This window comes from Brevibacillus sp. AG, assembly GCF_028369215.1.
Lineage (GTDB): Bacteria > Bacillota > Bacilli > Brevibacillales > Brevibacillaceae > Brevibacillus > Brevibacillus porteri.
The window spans coordinates 555,952-573,241 of sequence record NZ_JAQMYO010000002.1 but is presented as its reverse complement, the minus strand read 5'-3'; the positions used below and the strand labels follow the sequence as shown (position 1 = coordinate 573,241).

21 protein-coding genes and 2 pseudogenes are annotated in these 17,290 nt (G+C 42.3%); 3 read left to right on the top strand and 20 right to left on the bottom strand.

Features of this window, described 5'->3' with window-relative positions; genetic code table 11:
- Positions 1–5 precede the first annotated feature (5 nt).
- The 6 genes from POF51_RS07895 to POF51_RS07870 form a co-directional block, all read right to left on the bottom strand.
- Complete coding sequence (locus tag POF51_RS07895; RefSeq protein WP_271754840.1) at positions 6–1,415, bottom strand: terminase large subunit domain-containing protein; 1,410 nt, start codon at positions 1,413–1,415, stop codon at positions 6–8.
- Positions 1,396–2,019 (bottom strand): hypothetical protein, encoded by a 624-nt coding sequence (locus tag POF51_RS07890; RefSeq protein WP_271754838.1) that lies wholly within the window; start codon positions 2,017–2,019, stop codon positions 1,396–1,398. The genes POF51_RS07895 and POF51_RS07890 overlap by 20 nt, the downstream gene beginning before the upstream one ends.
- Positions 2,020–2,080: 61 nt before the next feature.
- Positions 2,081–2,683, bottom strand: a complete 603-nt coding sequence (locus tag POF51_RS07885) for a hypothetical protein (RefSeq protein ID WP_271754836.1) — start codon at positions 2,681–2,683, stop codon at positions 2,081–2,083.
- 49 nt (positions 2,684–2,732) lie between these two features.
- On the bottom strand, positions 2,733–2,963 hold the full coding sequence (locus POF51_RS07880) for a hypothetical protein (protein ID WP_271754833.1): 231 nt from the start codon (positions 2,961–2,963) through the stop codon (positions 2,733–2,735).
- A 138-nt stretch (positions 2,964–3,101) separates the two neighbouring features.
- Entirely contained in the window at positions 3,102–4,397 is a 1,296-nt protein-coding gene (locus POF51_RS07875) for a site-specific DNA-methyltransferase (RefSeq protein WP_271754831.1), read from the bottom strand.
- 264 nt (positions 4,398–4,661) lie between these two features.
- On the bottom strand, positions 4,662–4,913 hold the full coding sequence (locus POF51_RS07870) for a hypothetical protein (protein ID WP_271754829.1): 252 nt from the start codon (positions 4,911–4,913) through the stop codon (positions 4,662–4,664).
- A 136-nt stretch (positions 4,914–5,049) separates the two neighbouring features.
- Between POF51_RS07870 and POF51_RS07865 the strand changes: the two genes are divergently transcribed.
- Positions 5,050–5,241, top strand: a complete 192-nt coding sequence (locus POF51_RS07865) for a hypothetical protein (RefSeq protein WP_271754827.1) — start codon at positions 5,050–5,052, stop codon at positions 5,239–5,241.
- A 29-nt stretch (positions 5,242–5,270) separates the two neighbouring features.
- On the opposite strand, the gene POF51_RS07860 is transcribed toward POF51_RS07865, so the two are convergent.
- From POF51_RS07860 to POF51_RS07825, 8 genes and pseudogenes are all read right to left on the bottom strand, one after another.
- Positions 5,271–5,684, bottom strand: a complete 414-nt coding sequence (locus tag POF51_RS07860; RefSeq protein ID WP_271754825.1) for a hypothetical protein — start codon at positions 5,682–5,684, stop codon at positions 5,271–5,273.
- A 987-nt stretch (positions 5,685–6,671) separates the two neighbouring features.
- A pseudogene (locus POF51_RS07855) lies at positions 6,672–6,836 on the bottom strand (CPCC family cysteine-rich protein); the annotation flags it as partial.
- 112 nt (positions 6,837–6,948) lie between these two features.
- The gene (locus tag POF51_RS07850; RefSeq protein ID WP_271754823.1) at positions 6,949–7,563 is read right to left on the bottom strand and encodes a hypothetical protein; all 615 of its coding nucleotides are present in this window, start codon (positions 7,561–7,563) and stop codon (positions 6,949–6,951) included.
- A gap of 184 nt (positions 7,564–7,747) precedes the next feature.
- A complete protein-coding gene (locus POF51_RS07845) occupies positions 7,748–8,140 on the bottom strand; it encodes an ArpU family phage packaging/lysis transcriptional regulator (RefSeq protein WP_271754821.1) in 393 nt (130 codons plus the stop codon).
- A gap of 115 nt (positions 8,141–8,255) precedes the next feature.
- Positions 8,256–8,576, bottom strand: a complete 321-nt coding sequence (locus POF51_RS07840) for a hypothetical protein (RefSeq protein WP_271754819.1) — start codon at positions 8,574–8,576, stop codon at positions 8,256–8,258.
- A gap of 52 nt (positions 8,577–8,628) precedes the next feature.
- Complete coding sequence (locus POF51_RS07835) at positions 8,629–9,447, bottom strand: metallophosphoesterase family protein (protein WP_442869505.1); 819 nt, start codon at positions 9,445–9,447, stop codon at positions 8,629–8,631.
- A 34-nt stretch (positions 9,448–9,481) separates the two neighbouring features.
- Positions 9,482–9,775, bottom strand: coding sequence for a barstar family protein (locus POF51_RS07830; RefSeq protein WP_271754816.1), 294 nt, complete (start codon positions 9,773–9,775; stop codon positions 9,482–9,484).
- 244 nt (positions 9,776–10,019) lie between these two features.
- The gene (locus tag POF51_RS07825) at positions 10,020–10,427 is read right to left on the bottom strand and encodes a hypothetical protein (RefSeq protein WP_271754814.1); all 408 of its coding nucleotides are present in this window, start codon (positions 10,425–10,427) and stop codon (positions 10,020–10,022) included.
- Between the two features lie 835 nt (positions 10,428–11,262).
- Between POF51_RS07825 and POF51_RS07820 the strand changes: the two genes are divergently transcribed.
- Complete coding sequence (locus POF51_RS07820; protein ID WP_271754812.1) at positions 11,263–11,808, top strand: hypothetical protein; 546 nt, start codon at positions 11,263–11,265, stop codon at positions 11,806–11,808.
- A 133-nt stretch (positions 11,809–11,941) separates the two neighbouring features.
- Here POF51_RS07820 and POF51_RS32170 read toward each other — a convergent pair whose 3' ends face one another.
- On the bottom strand, positions 11,942–12,103 hold the full coding sequence (locus POF51_RS32170) for a DNA methyltransferase (protein ID WP_442869511.1): 162 nt from the start codon (positions 12,101–12,103) through the stop codon (positions 11,942–11,944).
- Positions 12,104–12,352: 249 nt separating this feature from the next.
- Positions 12,353–13,177, bottom strand: a pseudogene (locus POF51_RS32165) (DNA-methyltransferase); the annotation flags it as partial.
- Between the two features lie 462 nt (positions 13,178–13,639).
- On the opposite strand from POF51_RS32165, the gene POF51_RS07810 reads away from it, so the two are divergent.
- Complete coding sequence (locus tag POF51_RS07810; protein ID WP_271754808.1) at positions 13,640–13,858, top strand: hypothetical protein; 219 nt, start codon at positions 13,640–13,642, stop codon at positions 13,856–13,858.
- A gap of 42 nt (positions 13,859–13,900) precedes the next feature.
- Here the strand turns inward: POF51_RS07810 and POF51_RS07805 are convergent, their stop codons facing one another.
- The 4 genes from POF51_RS07805 to POF51_RS07790 form a co-directional block, all read right to left on the bottom strand.
- Positions 13,901–14,908: a DnaD domain-containing protein gene (locus POF51_RS07805; protein WP_271754806.1), complete on the bottom strand. Its 1,008-nt coding sequence runs from the start codon at positions 14,906–14,908 to the stop codon at positions 13,901–13,903.
- Between the two features lie 19 nt (positions 14,909–14,927).
- A complete protein-coding gene (locus POF51_RS07800; protein WP_271755088.1) occupies positions 14,928–15,284 on the bottom strand; it encodes an HNH endonuclease in 357 nt (118 codons plus the stop codon).
- A gap of 165 nt (positions 15,285–15,449) precedes the next feature.
- Complete coding sequence (locus tag POF51_RS07795; RefSeq protein WP_271754804.1) at positions 15,450–16,397, bottom strand: recombinase RecT; 948 nt, start codon at positions 16,395–16,397, stop codon at positions 15,450–15,452.
- On the bottom strand, positions 16,397–17,266 hold the full coding sequence (locus tag POF51_RS07790) for a YqaJ viral recombinase family nuclease (protein ID WP_271754802.1): 870 nt from the start codon (positions 17,264–17,266) through the stop codon (positions 16,397–16,399). Before POF51_RS07790 ends, POF51_RS07795 begins: the two co-directional genes overlap by 1 nt.
- Positions 17,267–17,290 lie beyond the last annotated feature (24 nt).

Sequence of the window (17,290 nt, the reverse complement as noted above, 5' to 3'; positions counted from 1 at the left end):
CCCCTTCACCCAGCCTTTTCGGCAATCTTCCAAGGAATGACCTTGAATCTACTGATAAGCAACTGATGGAACACCTTGCTGTTCCAAACCAGATACCGAAGACCATCCATAGAGTGATCATTTTCCTTCACTGGCACCTCAGCGCGGTCGCCTGTAACATCTTCCGGATATCTGTAGTTCGTCAATTCTTGGATGACCTCTTTCAAATGATCGGAAATGAAAATGTTTGGCCTACCGTTGTCACTCTTCACTTTGAACAGAGTAGAGACAGCCCGTATGCCTTCTTTCAAGTGCTTCTGAGCTGCTTTAGCTGGCAAACCATTAGTCAGATACGTCTTAATATTGCTGGCGTTCTCTGAGTCGCACCAAAACAACCTGATCTTCCATTTCTTCATGAGTTCCTTGTCTTGAGCCACCCAGCAATCTGAACTACCAGGGACAAGAATCTCCATCTGAGCCTTGTAGATGGCATCAACAATCCACAACTCGCCATTTGCAGTCATTGCCCCGACGAGAGTAACACCGGGGTTCGTAAAGCCCCAATCCTTGCCCGCCTCAATGTGAACAAAATGTCCGTCTTTGAACTTCTGCTCGCAAAGCTCGCGCGGTACGATATGTACTGATCGGTCAAACTCCTCGTAAACCTGCCCAAAAAACACATCGAACCGGGCGAAAATCTCCCGGTCCACATATCGTTTCGGCATGGTCTCGATCATGCGCTGAATATTCTTTTGTAATTCTGGCAGCGGATTATCCTTACTCGTCCAGTAAAAATTGCACCATTCAGGGTCATTACGATATTCGTCCAGTTGCCCGCCTGCTTGCGTGTGCTGCCCGTTCAATACAATGTCATGATAAAACCAGTTCATTCCCTCTGGCGTAGTCGTCCAAACGCTCCAGCCGCCTTTATCAGCGAGAGCATAAGAAAGATATCCGCTCCAAGTCTGCTCCTTCATCTTGGAAGCCTCATCAAGCCACACGCCGTCCAGTCCTTTACCGACTAGCGTCTTCGGGTTGTCGGCAGATTTAAACTGAATGAGAATGTACCCTTTCAGCCACACCCGATTCTTGGATAAATCCCAACTCTCGATCATTTCCTCTGGAATGACTGCTCCCAGCTCTTCCTGCTGAATCTCTGACATGGAATATGTCGGGGACACACACCAATATTCAAGCCTTGGTTTAGGCTTCTTCATCACTTTCAGATTGCGAGGGGGCTTGTATGGCAAGCCTTTGTCTGCCTCAATATCTGATAGGATTTTATCGAAAAACTTCCGCGCTCCCACGTTCGTTTTCCCACCGCGACGCCCGCAGTTCATGACCACGTTTCGGGCATCACATTCCATAACTTCAATTTGTTTTTCATGAGGTGTCCAATCCTCGAATGGATCGAGGTCAAGTTCCAGACTTGTCACGGGACCACCTCCGGACGGTGATCTGTTTCTCAGGACCGCCGCCATTGCTCAACAACTGAGCTTTGAGCTGTATTGCCTTCAATTTTTTGTCTTGGACCCTGGTCAGTGCTTCTTCAAGCGATAGAATATCTTCAATCGCTCGATACTCAGTCTCTTCGATTTCAGTAGTAACCAACTCATTACGAGACAGCACGACCGTCTTGGATTGCCCAGACTTTTCATCATGAACCTGTACAGGCTCTTTTATAGCGACTCTCTCTTGAAGGACCCGACGTTGCTTTTCGGTTAATCCTTCCTTCAAGTCACGAATGCGGAGCATCATTTCTCGCTCTCGCCATGTAAATAAACGAATTTCTTCATCGGCCTGTTGCACTGGATCAAGGTTGATCCTATCAAGCACCTCTGCTTGTTCTGGAGTCAAGGCGTCCATCCAAATCGACTGGAATTCGCCCGTCTTGACGGCGTTGGTATTACGCTGGGGTGCGCCGCCACCAGCACCGTGAAAGCGGCAAACGTCCCAGCCGGGTTTTGCCCAATTTTTGCATTGCTCGTCGCGCTGCTTACTCCTTGCCTTACATCTTTGTTTATCGGGATTCCTCGCCATATCTACATGACCACCACCTCACCACTTCATGGGGTTGTTTTTCAAATAAAAAAGACACTAATTATTTGGAGTCTTGTCTTTTTCGTTCTTCTATTCTCTCCTCTAGTTCTTGCTCAACCACTCTTAATGCACTTAACGTGATCTCTGACAAATATTTTGAATATGTTCTCCAGGTTCCTATTGTCATTATTCCAAAAATGAATACAGCTGCAATGATATAAGCTGCCTCATTAGCAAACTCCATTAAGTCTGCGTAAACAACCTGAGCAACGTCATATTTTTTACTATACAAATTATTTGAAAGTGCTCCAAAAAGTCCTCCTACGGTTGTAGAGATAGATGTACCAATCATGAGTGTAGTGAATGTGATAAATACAGAAACTAAAACGGCTCCATAAGGAAATGAGGTTGTAAATCGCTCCCGTTCAATTTGAATACATGTTCTCAACTTATTTAATTCATAGTCCGACAGATTTTTAGATTTGATAAAGTCTCTAGCATCATCAAAACGATCTGTCATTCCATACTCACGTGAGATTAAGATTCTTTTAAGGTCCCTGTAAAGTTGATGTATTTTTTCCTCAAATACAGAAGTGTTTGCGACAATCCTTGCAAAGATATAAAACAGAATTACTAGTATCACCAGAATCAAAAATTTCGACACTTCCATCCCTCCCTTTATATTTACGGATAAAGGAAGGAATAAATTTACATTAAAGTTCATCCTTCTGTAACTGAATATCTAGCTCTATAAGCTTCTTCAAATCATCAACCGTCTTAATCTCGATGTGGCCTGATTGGAAGTCCTTAACCCACTTTGCAATAGCTGCCTTTATGACTTTCCTGTATTGCTCCTTTGATTCGTTGATACTTTCGATGATGCCAATCTCGTATTGAAGAAGCAAGTCATCAGAAAAACAGGAACGTTTGTTTGTATTTTTCATTGTGATACCCTCGGCTTTCCTGTAAAATGGAAGTCGAGATAGCGAGTGATGATGACTACTGCGGCCGCAGGTATCGCTATCTCAGCCGGGGTGACTCGGTTGCTTAGGGGGACGTTGACGCGTCTCCCTTTTGCTATTTTAAGCGGCTTCTCCAAGTCTTCTTATGAGTACAGGTTCAAGGCCTGTTGCTTCGAAGAACCTCCTCTTGATGACATCACAGAATTTTGGATCAAGTTCCATGGTTCTACAGATACGCCCCATTTGTTCGCAAGTCATGAGTGTTGAGCCGCTTCCGCCGAAGAGATCTACAACGATGTCATCCTTTTGACTACTGTTACCGATCGGTATTGCCAACAATTCGAGTGGCTTTTGGGTTGGATGAACGTACTTGCTGACGTCACCACGTGAGACCTCCCAGACTGAATTTGGCTCTTGTTGCTCACCTAGTAGACCTGACCTCCACACAGTGGTCTGCTTGCGATCGCCATACCATGTCGGAGCTTGTCCTTTCAAATGCGCATAAAATACCGGTTCATGTTTGAACTTATACTGCGCAAATCCAAAGGTAGCTGCATTCTTTACCCAGATACATTGAGTACGGACCACTATGCCTGCTTCGTTCATTTTAGTTTCAAACTCACGTTGATAGCTGGACGGATGAAACACATATATTGCCGCTTTGTCATCCATTAGGTCCGAATAGTTTTGAAATGTGTACCCTAGAAACTCCTCAAATTGCTCCATTGGCATATCATCGTTCATGATGCTCGCCCTGCCATCTGCAGCAAGCTCTGAAGAATCACTCTTGAATGCAACGTTATAGGGCGGGTCAGTTACAACCAGGTCTGCCTTTACTCCATCCATGAGCTCTTGGACATCATGTCGACTGGTAGAATCTCCACACATGAGGAGATGCCTTCCTAGTCGCCATATATCTCCCTGCTTTGTCTCGGGCTCCTGGATCTCACCTAAAGTCTGTTGTACATCGAAATGATCATCAACGACTGGTTCCTCTACATGGATATCCAGGTATTCACTAAGTAGTTCCATGACTTCTTCATTGTCAAACCCAGATAGTGAGGTATCCAAATCACTTTCCTGTAGCTCAGCAAGTACATAGGCCAGTTTTTCCTCATCCCAGTCCCCGCTGATTTTGTTCAGCGCCAGATTGAGTGCTTTTTCCCGAGTATGATCCAGATCAACGACTGAGACCTCAACCTCTTTGGCCTGATGTTCGTTTATAAGAATTTTGAAACGCTGATGGCCACCAACGAGGTTTCCTGTTCGTTCATTCCAGACAAGAGGCTCAACATACCCAAATTCCTCGATGGACCGTTTCAGCTTTTCGTACTCAGGATCACCCGGCTTCAGGTCGATTCGTGGATTATATTCTGCAGCTCTGATCATAGAGACTGGAATTTTCCGTATGTCCATGCTATTCAGTCCTTTCCAAAGAGACACAGTATGAATAAAAAAGCCGCCTCAGCGAGCGACAACTTTCTGAGCCATCGTTTTGCCTTTGGCTAGCTTAATCTTCACGACTATATATTGAGCTGCGGCAAACTTGACGAAAAACTTTTAAAATCTCGTCCGACCGGCGCAGTACTTCCCCTAAGTAATAGATTTCTCCTGTCACTAAGTCAGCATACTGGCGAACTACATCTCACCCACCTCTATGAAAAAAGCACCGCGTGGGTGCTATAGTGAAACTTTTTGATTGTACACCTCAGGGATAGTCCAAAGTCCATAGGCAAAAAATGCATAAATGCAAATAAAAGAAATGAAACCCACCCCTAAGATGAACACCTTACCTTTTAATTTGATAAACCAAGCAATAACGCAAAAAATTAATATCGGGCCTATCACATACATAGCTAACACTTCGAATATTGTAGAAGCCCCAGCCTGCATTAAATTACGTATGTTTTCAAAAAAATCTTGTTCAGCCAAATATATTCCCTCCCTCTTTATAAAAAATTCAACAAAAAGAACTATTGCCCTACAACTTTCGACCGACATTTTCCGACAATTGGTAGGATTATACTCCTAAACGTTTAATTTCTAAGACATGGAGGGAGGTGATACGATGGCTAAATATGTGATTAACCATAATACAAAAGAGATTCACAGAACTGCTTACAAAACAAACAACTGTCAAATTCCTGAAATTACATCTACTCATCGGGAAGACACTGATAGTGACGGGCGTGTCGCTCAACTTATTCGTGACGGTTACAACGGTTGTTACTGGTGCTATCGCACACAACACACTGGCTAAAAAGTTTGAGAGGGGTGGCTGCCCCTCTCTTATTTTACAATGCCAATATCCTTTTCCAGGGGAACATCCATTATTTCATGCCACTTCTTAACTTCATCCGTGGTCAAGCATCCTGTCTTAAGTTGCATCTGCCATATCTTATTGTGAGTTCCATCAGCATAATAATACGGGAATGGAACATAGCCAAGTTCGCGAGCTAAAGCTATACTAGCCTCTCGAATGAGTGCGCTTGGAGGCGTTCCGTATCCTTTCCATCGCCCTGATTCATTTTCCCACTCCACAATTTCTCCGGCTTTGCCATGTCCGCAACAACAGCCAAGAGTAACCACGCCCCTATCATTCAGTTTTTGAATCTCATCTGCGATGCAAGCGTCCACTTTTACCACTCGATTTTGTTGCTCGTTAATTACATTTACCATTTTATAGACACCGTGCAAGCACATCCAAGATCACCTCATGCTAAACAGTATGGGCATGAATCATTGTCTTATCACCTTTATTAAAGAAAATCCTGCCATCTTCAAGGCGGTAAAGTAGGGTTTTGATTAGACAGGCAACGCCCACCAGCAGAGAGCGAGAGGCCGTAGCCGTATGCCTCGCATGGAATTTCCTGTCCGGTAAAACCCAGCAGAGTAATTCGCGATTTTCCAAAGCTCCGAGAGGGGTTCCCAAAACTTGAAAACCGCTGTAATGCATACAATGAAAAATAATTGCATGGTTCCCTGCTACGATCATCGCAAGACTAGCGCGTTCAGGCTCAAAATGTCCCCCTCTCGTAAGGTCACATTCGTCATCACCCATAGATTCGCTCAGGTACGCCTTTGATAAGGGATAGACGGTATCTCCCAAGAGCAAATGTCGCTTGCTCTTGACTCAAGATTACCGATTACCCAATTTCAAATCGTCCTGCCTTTTATCCCTGATTTTGTCTGCGTTTTGTCGGTATTTTGTTGGGACTTCTTTCATTCGCGTCTGTGACCAACTCTCAACAAAAAAACCACCTTAATGGTGGTTTCCGGCACTACTATCTTCAACTATCGAATCCAGTTAGCTCAAAGCACTGAAATGAGTTTTTTAACAAATACCTCTTCGATTTTCTTGATTTCTTTGTCAGCTTCATTATCGACAAGTCCATGAATTTCCTTAAGAATTGCATTTGGATCTTTCCTTTCTCGAATCATTATGTAACGGGTAATTAGCTCACTATCATCGCCCATGAGTTCATAGATTTCTTCATAGTTGAAAACAAAACTACTTTCTTTAATCACAATAAAGCCAAGATAGAGTCCAAGCAATTTTTCAAGAGGTACATTAAGAGCAACAAAGATCCTAGCAATCTCCGTCAAGGGCATACGTCTTATTTTTGATATATCTTTCGGACCATCGAATTCGTAGTTATCGTTTATTAGATCTGTTTTATCTTTTAAAGCCTCTTGAGACTGTCTTAAGGATAAAATATTTGCGCCCCCCTCAAAATCCGGGTCAAAGTACTGATGTAAATCATCCTGCCAATAACAAACTGGACAAATATCAACGGTTCCCGGGGGTTTAAAGTCAAATGTTTTATAACCGCAACAAGGACAAGTGTATTTCATGTATCCACCTCAAAAATTATCCTTATTTTCACTCGATTATCTTGCTCGTTAGCTAAACAAAAGCTGCCGTTAAAACCTTGGAGCCTTCTCAATTCATCTGTTTTTCTTTATTCTATTCAATTTTAGAAGGGAATGATATTTTCTCTTCAAAAACATCTTGATCATTTACGTTAAATAGAAAATTACGGATGATTTCCGGCTCTTTATAATCATCCAAAGTAACATATTGTTTTGCAATTTTTTTAGAATCCTTTAAATTCTCATTTGTTGGTTCTAGGAAACTACAATCAATATAAAAATCCCTAATCTCAAGTAGACACGAAAGTTCATAAGACTGGACTCCGTGTACTCCGTTCTCAAAATCCACTTCACATTTCATCGACATTCTTATGTAGCGTTCCGTTCTCTCACCAAACTCCATGTTAGAAATAAAGACTGGACTATAATAATAAGACAACAAAACTGATGCATCAGGCATTGGAACTTCGTAATCCTCGAAAGCTATGTCGGTAAACTCGTAAGCCTTATTCTCCAAATCCCTCCAGCTCCGAACACCTGGTAATTTAAGAAATGCAATATTGATCGTTGTATGTATTGGGTTCTCTATACATTCATTTCCTTCAAGTTCAAAGGGACTTAAATTCACATCGATTGAATGATAAAACTTCCCATCATATAAATATGAGGAATACTTACCGTCTAGTGCTACTAATTTTACAGGTTTCATGAATACCCCCAGCATTTTCACGATATTTTTTTGCAGTAATTAGTTGGATTTTACATCCAAAAGTTGGATTTTTCATCAGATATAAAACACTCATTCTGGCTAAAAAATGAAAGTTTAGCGCATAACTGCCTGTAGAGTAATATCGTTAGATAGCCGATGCACACTTGTTTAATAAAAAAAGCACTCAGATCATTCCGAGTGCCGTAGCAATTTGCATAATTGCCTCTTTCTTTTTTGTGTAGAATTGGTCTTTTGTCAGACCTAAGTCCAGATATACGTTGATGTCCTTCACCCTGGACGTGCTGAGATACTTCTCTTCGATGATTTGTCGCTCTACCTCATCGAGCGAATACTCGAGTGCTCTTTCGATCTGCTTCGCTTTCAACTCATTCTGTGTCTCTGAAAGCTGCAGCCGAGGGAATAATTGCTCGATGCCCTTCTCCTCTTGCTCCTTTTTGTTTTGAACAGCAACACGGAGGGCTTTATATGATTTCAATTCCTTCACAACAGCCTTCCTGACTTCTCTCTCATTTACTGGTTGCAGAAATGACAGTTGCTCTTGTACCTGTGCGCTCATCTTTCTATTTCCCCCTCGCGTCGAGCCCGTGATATAATTAGTTTAGGCGAACATATATACGGGCTCCCAATTGGGGGCTTATTTTTTTGTCTCTTTTTACTCCGGAAATATTATGTTAAAAGTCGTGTGGATCAGCCCACTCAAAGTCCTCTTCAGTCAGACTTTCATTTTCCGGGACACTGTTTAGAAAGTATTTAATTGCATCTTCTAAAGCTTCATTGGGAGTATTTCCAAACCCAACAATCCAATCTGGCGATTCGTCAGCACTTGATTTTAAAGCAACATTTACCTGACCCGTGAATCCGCCTCTGCTATTTTCTTTGATCTTTACCTTAAACTTGGGAAATGGAAGAAACACATGTGCCCAAACGTCATACTCTCCAACCACTTTATCAATCTGTGTTACTCTAAAATCACTCACACTCTTCCAATTCAACAATATCCCTCTTTTTTGTTAGATTTCTCAAATGTTTGGACTCGCATTCTTTCTACACTTTGATCTGCAATATTTTTCGATCATTGCTTTCGTCCGGATATCCGAGTGCAGCATTTACAAACCTACATCCATACGCTTCGTAATCATAGCGTTGATGAGTATGCCCAAAGCACCAAACTTTGCCGTTGAGTTTTGAAAAATAAGGACTTCCGTCAAAGTAATAGAATGAGTTGACCAGATCACGATCTGCATTGCTCCAATCACCACCAACATGTGTGATGATTACATCTGAGAACTCAATGATAGCATCAAGTTTCTTCTTCTCTTCGTCTGCAAATGTAAACGACTTGTCCAACAGACCCTTGATCAGTCTGGAGTCGTTCATTATATCCCACCATTTGGAATACAGGGCCTCTTCCGAGTATCCAAGTTCTTTTATCCCATAAGAGAAGTCGTACCACATTCCAACTCCACCATACGTAGTTCCATCGATCTCCACTTTGCCTCCATCAAGATAATGGACATTGGCATACGCATTGCAGATTTCTTTCATCTCGATAACACGATTAATAGATTTTCCTCGGTACTGTTTTTCTTGATTAGCACTAACCAGATAATAATCATGGTTTCCTGCAACTATCAGAATGTGTTCATATATCTGTTTCAACTCTTCAATCAGTATTTTATTTTGCCAATTGTAATGGCCCAGATCACCAGCAATGACAAGTGTTTTATGGTGAACATCAGGTAAGATTCCTTTAATAAAGTTCTTAATTTGAGGCACCATTTTGTGTAGAGGATTTTCAACTTTCACCCAAAAATCAAGATGTACGTCTGATATAAGATCAAATCTTGCGCTCAAGCCGCTCACCTGCTTTTTACTCGAAGTATTGTGTTAATACGATTCAACTATATGTAACAGTGCAAGCATGATTTTGGTAATAATCGTTATACTGTTCAAGGGTTTTCTCAAAAGTCGCAGTTACATCAGGGAGTAGTTCCTTTAATGAATCCCATCCTATGAAAGTAAGATTTATTGGCATTTCTACTAACCCAGTTATGGCATCCCAAAATGCAGACATATTCATACCATAAAAATCCGGAAAATTTAAAGAGCTCTTTAGCAATGAATGTAAATCCTCGTTACTTTTCACATTTGAAACATCTATCGTAATGTGGAATACCCTTTCATCTCTCACTTTTTCCCTCCCATTTCACTTCTCTAATTGTAGATAAAAGTATATTCATAATTTCTCTTTTGTTAAGTAACAATAGACTAACCATGTGTGGGACAGTCCTCGCAATCGAAGTTTTGATCGCACTGTTTCTTGCATATTATGCCAGTGGTTGGAACTTCCACAAAATCATTAACAAATTCAGCTATTCATTTCATCATCTGTAAAGCGAAATACCGACCGCTAAGTTGTACTACTCTTTGCTTCATTATTTTTCAAATACTCCTTTCAGACCGATAAGTGTTGCTATTTTGAAATCTGTCAATCTGGTACTTCCAGGGCGGATTTCAAGACTTATGAGCTTGAACATGAAATTGCCAAGTGCAAGATTTCGTTCGTGATATTGATATTGTATATACTCTTTTAAAGCGTCATAGATGCAACATATCAATATAGGAAACAATCGTTCCCACTCCGTATTTCCTTTCAAATCATCTTGAATCAATGCTTCATTCTTAAAGCCAATAAGACCTTGACATGGTTCGATTACGAAATCAACGATGGCAAAATGGTCTGGCCCTGCCTGTCTAATATATCTAGCTTGTTTTTTGACCGGTTCCATTACAGAAATAATAGCTACTTTGTCTTCTTCATAAGGTGGTTTAATCCAGATCATAACGAGCTCCTTTCTGTTTTATCATCTGAAATGATTGCTTCTATTAAATAACTCCTTAACCAGATATCTTATTTAAGCACATTCTGGAGATTTGTGATGAATTAGCTCTTGAATGTCGGCGTCGCAGGGCTTAATGGCGCTATACAACTAGTCGAACACTTCTACCAGTTCATCATGCACAATTCAACCCTCCTTTTAACAAATCGATTGTTTTGTTAAGACGTGTACTGCGAACAAAGTTCGTCTCATTCAGACACGCACTCTACATCACTCATTGAATCGACATCTTGAGCTTCATAACCACTACCCAGGAGTATTTCACGAATTTCATTCATCCTATTCTCTCCTCGTTTAACAAATCGTGAGTTGTGATAATTCGTTCATATTCCCTTGGATAATCTCTTGTTGTATAATTTTGTAAAACATTTTGATAACTAAGGGGTACACTATATGTTTCTACCGATTATCAGTATTTTGATGAGTATCTGGTTGTTTAGAGAAGCAAAACTACGCAATGAAAACAAGTTCTTATGGGCAATTCTCGGGCTTTTGTTCTCATTTTTAGCCATAGGAATTTTCCATTTAAAACACAGGAATCGAATTCAAGGAATCGTTGCTTTGATCTTTGGAGTGCTTATCTACTCGATTACCTTGAAAAATTACTTTTCTTAATTACCGTTGTGTTAAACACTATATCCGATATAATATTTTTGGAAGTAAATTACAACTAACGAGGTGATGCAATACAACCTGGAAGATAATACTTACGCCAAACCAAAATCTGTTAAAAAGTACTACTAATGACGAAATGGTGAAATAATATTGGAGGCCTTTCATGAATAAAATCCAACAAATAGCCTTAGTAATTGGTTTAATAATGTATCTTCTTACCCCGGTATTTTCCTATATGCAAAATGCTTCATCAATGACTGCCTATGAAAGATTCAAACCCCAAGAATCTCAATCTAACGCTCAAGAGTTTCTTACCCACATTCTAGAGACTATCCATGAAGGAAATTTAGGCGGTGATATCGCTTTTCATATAACAAAAGAAGAACTGCAATCAAAATTCGGGATAAGAGAGAATGACTTTGTTTCACCAAAATTGCATACCAGATATTTCGACCGAAACGGGTATAGATACATGTTTAATAAAATCAAAGGCGAGGAACGTCTGACTGTCATACAAACAAAATATGAATCATTAACTAAAGACCAGATTTTTAAAATTTTCGGTGAAGAAACATACGGGAATCATAAATATAGACATGAGATTTGGTATCAAGTTGGGGATTTTATGGTATTGTTCATGAATACTGACCCAGAAAATCAGATTGACTACAATAGCATCATGATTTCACCACGTACTTTCAAACAGTGATTGTACGTAATCAGCTTGAAGCATTTACATCATGAGGTACACGGCATTACATCGTTCAAACCTCTTTTCTTCACCCGATCCCTTGGATTGGGTTTTTATTTTCCCGTTCCACCTTATCTGCCTACACATCGTGTTAAGTGCCAAACTCGAAAATGTTCATTTGGGCCGTTTCCCGTTGGATTCGATGTTCAGCGATCCGGATGTAATCCGGGTTCAACTCTGTCCCAATAAATGCACGACCAAGATTTTTGGCAACTATAGCTGTGGTTCCGGATCCCATGAAAGGATCAAGCACTATGCATTTACCAATGCCAGTATTGTTTTGGCAATTGCAGGTAGGCTCCCAGCCTACTGTTTCAGCGCTGACAACAGGCCCACGCTTCAGGTTTTTATTTCCATGCAGATGTTCTTCTCGCCACTTCCCACTGGTGTTCAATTCATCTGGAGTACGGCCTGCTCTTCCTGATCCCCCATGAAACGTTGTTGCCTTTTCTACGATCCTTTTCCAAGGAGCACCGCAACATTCACAAGCACGCGAACTTGTCCCAGCGAGAATGCACGGTTCGATTAACTTCTGAGGGTATGTCGCAAAATGAGCTTCTGGTGTTTGCTCTGTGGCCACTATCCAAACACTCCGGCGATTTCTAAGCCCCGATTCATTAGGAACATTCCCTTTGCTCTCTCTTTCGACCAATTCAGAGTTATTAAAGCTGCGTCCCTGCGTATAGGCTCCTCCGCCGCGGAATGTCTTAGAATTGCCTTTCCGCCTTCTTGATTGTTCCGGTCCAAATGCACCAGCCGAACCTGCAGGAGCGATAAAGTTTGTACCAACAGCCGCCTCTTTGACAGCCTCCGAGTCATAGAAATATTTTTGGTTCTTTGTCAGGAGGAAGATATATTCATGCGCCTTGGTTGGGCGGTCGGACACGCTTTCTGGCATTGGGTTTGGCTTACTCCATATGATGTCTGATCGGAGATACCAGCCATCATCCTGGAGAGCCAGTGCTACACGCCAGGGAATACCAACAAGGTCCTTTGGCTTCAATCCGTCATAATCAAAGGCACTATAAGATAAGTTGCCACTGGTACGCGCGCTTGACTGCATCGGCTTCTTGCTGACTTTGCCGCTGCCATCGCCCCATCTCCCTTTGTTGCTCCCCGCGTAGCTGTCACCAAGATTTAGCCAGAGCGTTCCATCATCCCTCAACACCCGGTAAACTTCTCGAAAAACAGCTAACATATTGGATACAAATTCCTTAGGTGTACTTTCTAAACCTAGTTGCCCATCTACTCCGTAATCGCGCAGGCCCCAATATGGCGGAGAAGTCACGCAGCAATGGACACTCTTAGCAGGAAGAGTCTTTAGCATTTCCAAGCAGTTCCCCTGAATAATCCGATCTGTTTGCATCCTCGCTTGCTCCTTCCTTTGTTTATCTCCCTGAGCAATTTGTTAAATCACGATCTAGAATATTTGGAAAATTACTATTTTAATAGTTTCCTACATATGTTAAGGTGTATTGGATGGTAAAATTTCCCTTTTGATTGGAGGTGATTAACTATGTGGAAGAAACTCCTAAAAACAATCAGCTCAAAAGGTAACATTTTCCCTTGCGAAAAAACACCTGGCTGTATAACTTTGCCAAATTTGCCTTATTGCATCTGCACTTAGATGTAGCTAATCTCATAAAAGTTCCAAGAAGGCTGTCCCAAAGCTATGAAAGTGGCAAGGGATGGTCTTTTTTATCGCTTATCTTTATCAAAATTGAGCTTTTGTGCCCATCTTTTTTGTCCTTACTCCTCGTGGCATAATGATGACGAAGGAGTTGGTCACGTGGAAAAGTCGTTTTATTACTCGGTGTCTTGGTCCGAAGTTAGTTACTTGAAAGAAACATTGCAATCTATGGAGATACCGTTTGCTATCGAGCAGCCGTCGGATAAGCTGAAGCTTACTCCTGGAGACGTTGCTTTTGTTTTCCCTGATTTGCATGTTAGGGTTTATCGCCATATTCATGAGCTATTTGGCAGCCATGGGCGAGCTTACCCCAGATAATTCATTCGGTAAAACGCCCAGTCTGTCGTAACATTCAGCGGTCTAGCTACCTGTTGTCCTTGACCGTCTCATGCGGTCTAGCAATCCCATTAGTTCCGGATCATCACGTAATAAGCGCGGTGATTCCCGGGACTGGAACGCCCCTACCCTTTCTTGCTCCATTTGCCACTGAACAGATGCTGGGAGATTGTCCACTCTTAGCTTGTTATCTCGAATAGGAACAACCTTTTGCGATTGCTGTTGTTGGAACTCCTGATTAGCCTTCTCTGCTTGTTCAGCAGTCCGTACCCCTTGTACGAACATCTTCTCAAGGGTCCCTTTTGCATAATCCCAAGCCTTGCCTTTTTCTGCTGCATATCTCATTACCCAAGCCAACAAGTCCATCTGTAACCCATCATCCAAATAGCTATATAGTAACTGCATGATAGTTGGATTTGGGTCGAAGTTGAAATAATGCTTGTATTGATCAATTACGCTATTGAATACATGAAGGTTCCTACCACCGAGCACCACCACGCTTTTATGCTGTTCCATGGAATCAGTAGTAGTGGTATCAGGAATCAGAGAATCAGGAATCAGGTTAAGGGAATCAGGAATCAGAGAATCAGCAGGGCTTTTAGTAGGCTCGTCACTACCTAGGCACGAAATTTCCGAGGAAAGCCCTAGGCTGTTCTGAGGCTGTGCCTTACCTTGGTCGGTCACAGCCCTAGGCTTGTCCTTACCTACTTCGGGCTTCGGTATTTTGCTCGCTGCTTCTCTATGATGAGGATTTTGATGGTCCTTAAATTTTGGAATACTAATGAAACGCTCTCCATCCACTTCGTATCTGATGATAAAGCCAGCGTGATGTAATTCCTGCAAGCACTGGTCTACCTCGACATTCTCATAAGGGAAAAGCTCACCCTTTATTCGTTTTGGTCTATCCTCTAAAAACCCCTCACGATCAGCTAAGCACCACAAACCAATGAACAATAATCTTGTGTGGGGACTGAGATCAGACAGGTCCTCGTTTTTAAAAAATCCTGGCTTGATGTTCCTTGCTCTAGCCACTTCCTTCAACTCCTCCCGGCTATGATGCTCCTCCCTGATAGAAAGGAAGGAGAGTGTTTTGTTGGTATTCAATAAACGCTAAGCGACCCGCTCGCGTGTTATGAGCCTTCCAGTGGCACGTACCTGACTGAGTAACTGGACCGCATGCCAGTACAACGTTCCATGGTTCCCCAGTTCCTCCTTGGCTTCGGAAGATGATGTGGTGCCCTTCTAATGTCCATACTTGCTTACTACTTTTCTTGCAAAGCACGCAGCAGCCCTTATCCCGTTCCCACACCTCAGCGAGAACTTTGGAAGTAATCTTCCCGCGATCCTTTTGTTTCTTCACTCGACGCTTGAATGTGGGTTTAGGGACAGCTCGTAGCTCATTGAACATGCTCATTTTTATCACCATGCCTTTGTGCAAATACTCTGTACTGCTTTATCTTGATCGGTGTCCATTCCGGATAGTTCCGTCGCATATATGCTTTCGCAAACCGTTTTAGCGTCTCAGGATCGTTATACAACCGGTACAAGTCTGGGAGTAGAAACGATCGCTCTATCATTGCTCAGTTGCCTCTTTATCGGGTTCAGCTTGACCGTCTTCTACGACCTTGTAATCCACATCGAAAATGTTATCAGACTCAATTCCGTTATCTTTCCGAAGCTTCAAAACTGCTTCATCGGTCGATAGCTTCTCCTGTACCTCGATGCTGATCGGCATGTATTTCGCCATTTCCTTGATGCAGGTTTTCTTGCACATACTCTCAAAGTGGTCTTTCCATGGACCTACTAGCTTTCCGTCTTTTTTGGCTGCGGAATGCGTCATGGCATGCTTTTCGCATTGCTCAGCCGTCATCGTAACAAAATCGAAAGCTCCGTCTTTTAAGCGATATGCCGAGTAGTAACGAACTGGCTTTCCTTGTTCATTTGCTCCCCTAGACTTAATGGTCCCGATAGCTTGGGCCATCATAATGTCCATGAAATCATCCTTACTCGGAGTGAAGTTCTCTAGGTGGTGCAGCATATCAAAAGGAACATGGACTAGACGCTTGTCCTCACCTTTGATGTAAATGAACAAGTCGTTTTCGTAGACGGTCTCAGCATAAATCTTAGAAACATCACCAGTGCGCCGTATCAAATCAATCTGTCCTTTATATCCAATCTGAAACTGGCATTCCATTTGCTTAGTACGGTTGTTTTTGAACGGAACTAAATAGGCGTGTCCGATTAAATTAGGCTCCAGTCCCAACGTTGCGCAGTTCATAACAGCTCCCACGATTGATGCAGGTGTGCAATCAATAAGTGCTGGGGTCCTACTAATAGCTGTTAACGTGATTCGAGCTAAACGCTCAGGCGTCATGTGCTTGGGAACCAACGATTTAATAGCTTGAAAGTTGTCGGCAAGTTCTTTCTTGATCACTGCATTAAAGTTTTCAGCCTTAGTCATCGTTCGCTGTGCTAACTGCCCGGCTAAGGCTGATTGATTTACCGTCTTGGCTTCAGACATTACTCATCGCCTCCAATTACCCGAAATATACGGCCGCGCTTCCCTGTCTTCCAGGTAAACCGAAGATCCCCTTGAAAGTACGCTCTTTCGCTTGTTTGCATGTAGCCCTTAATCTGGTTCTTTGCTGCTTCCTCTCGCTGTTCAGCTTGGGTTTTAGCTACTCTTGCTAGATGCAACTCTTGGATAATCGGGTAAGCCTCCTCAGGTAGCTCAATCAAAGAATCCGAAACAGATTCAGGAAATGCATTCTTGAGATAGTCAGTATCTTGATGAGAGAAGACTGGCGGAATTTTTGCCACTACATGCTCTTCCCAGAATCCTTTTTCGATAGTAATCAGATTCTTAATCAGCTCTTCATCCCGTTCGATCACTCGCCATTGGAAATCCCAGCCCCCAATTAGCACCGCGATGTACCATCTATCTGCCCCAGTAACAGCCATGTAATGGTTGCATTGAAGAATATACTCCGTTGGAGCCTGCGTACCAGACCAGTCATCCTTGCAATATTCCGATGTGTTCTTGCATTCCAAGCCTGCATTCTGTCCAGGCAACCAGCGATCAATATTAGCTAGCATGAAGGGATGCTCCGGATGTTGAAATATCGCATTTTGCCGCCATACTTTGTACCCGGTATCCTCTGCAAACCAATCAGCAATAACAGGTTCCAGAATTCGCCCTGCCTTCATTTTTGGATTGTCCTCTACCGGTGGTAGCTCTCCCAGTTTCTCTAGATAAACTGCCATCGGTGATTTGTAGCGACTTAACCCACATATCGAGGCAGCATCGGAACCACCAATTCCAAGACGTCGATGTTCCAGCCAGTCTTCATGCTGCATATTTAGCGTATTCACCAAACGAATGGCTTGCATGCTCAGTCCCTCCCTCTTGTTTTT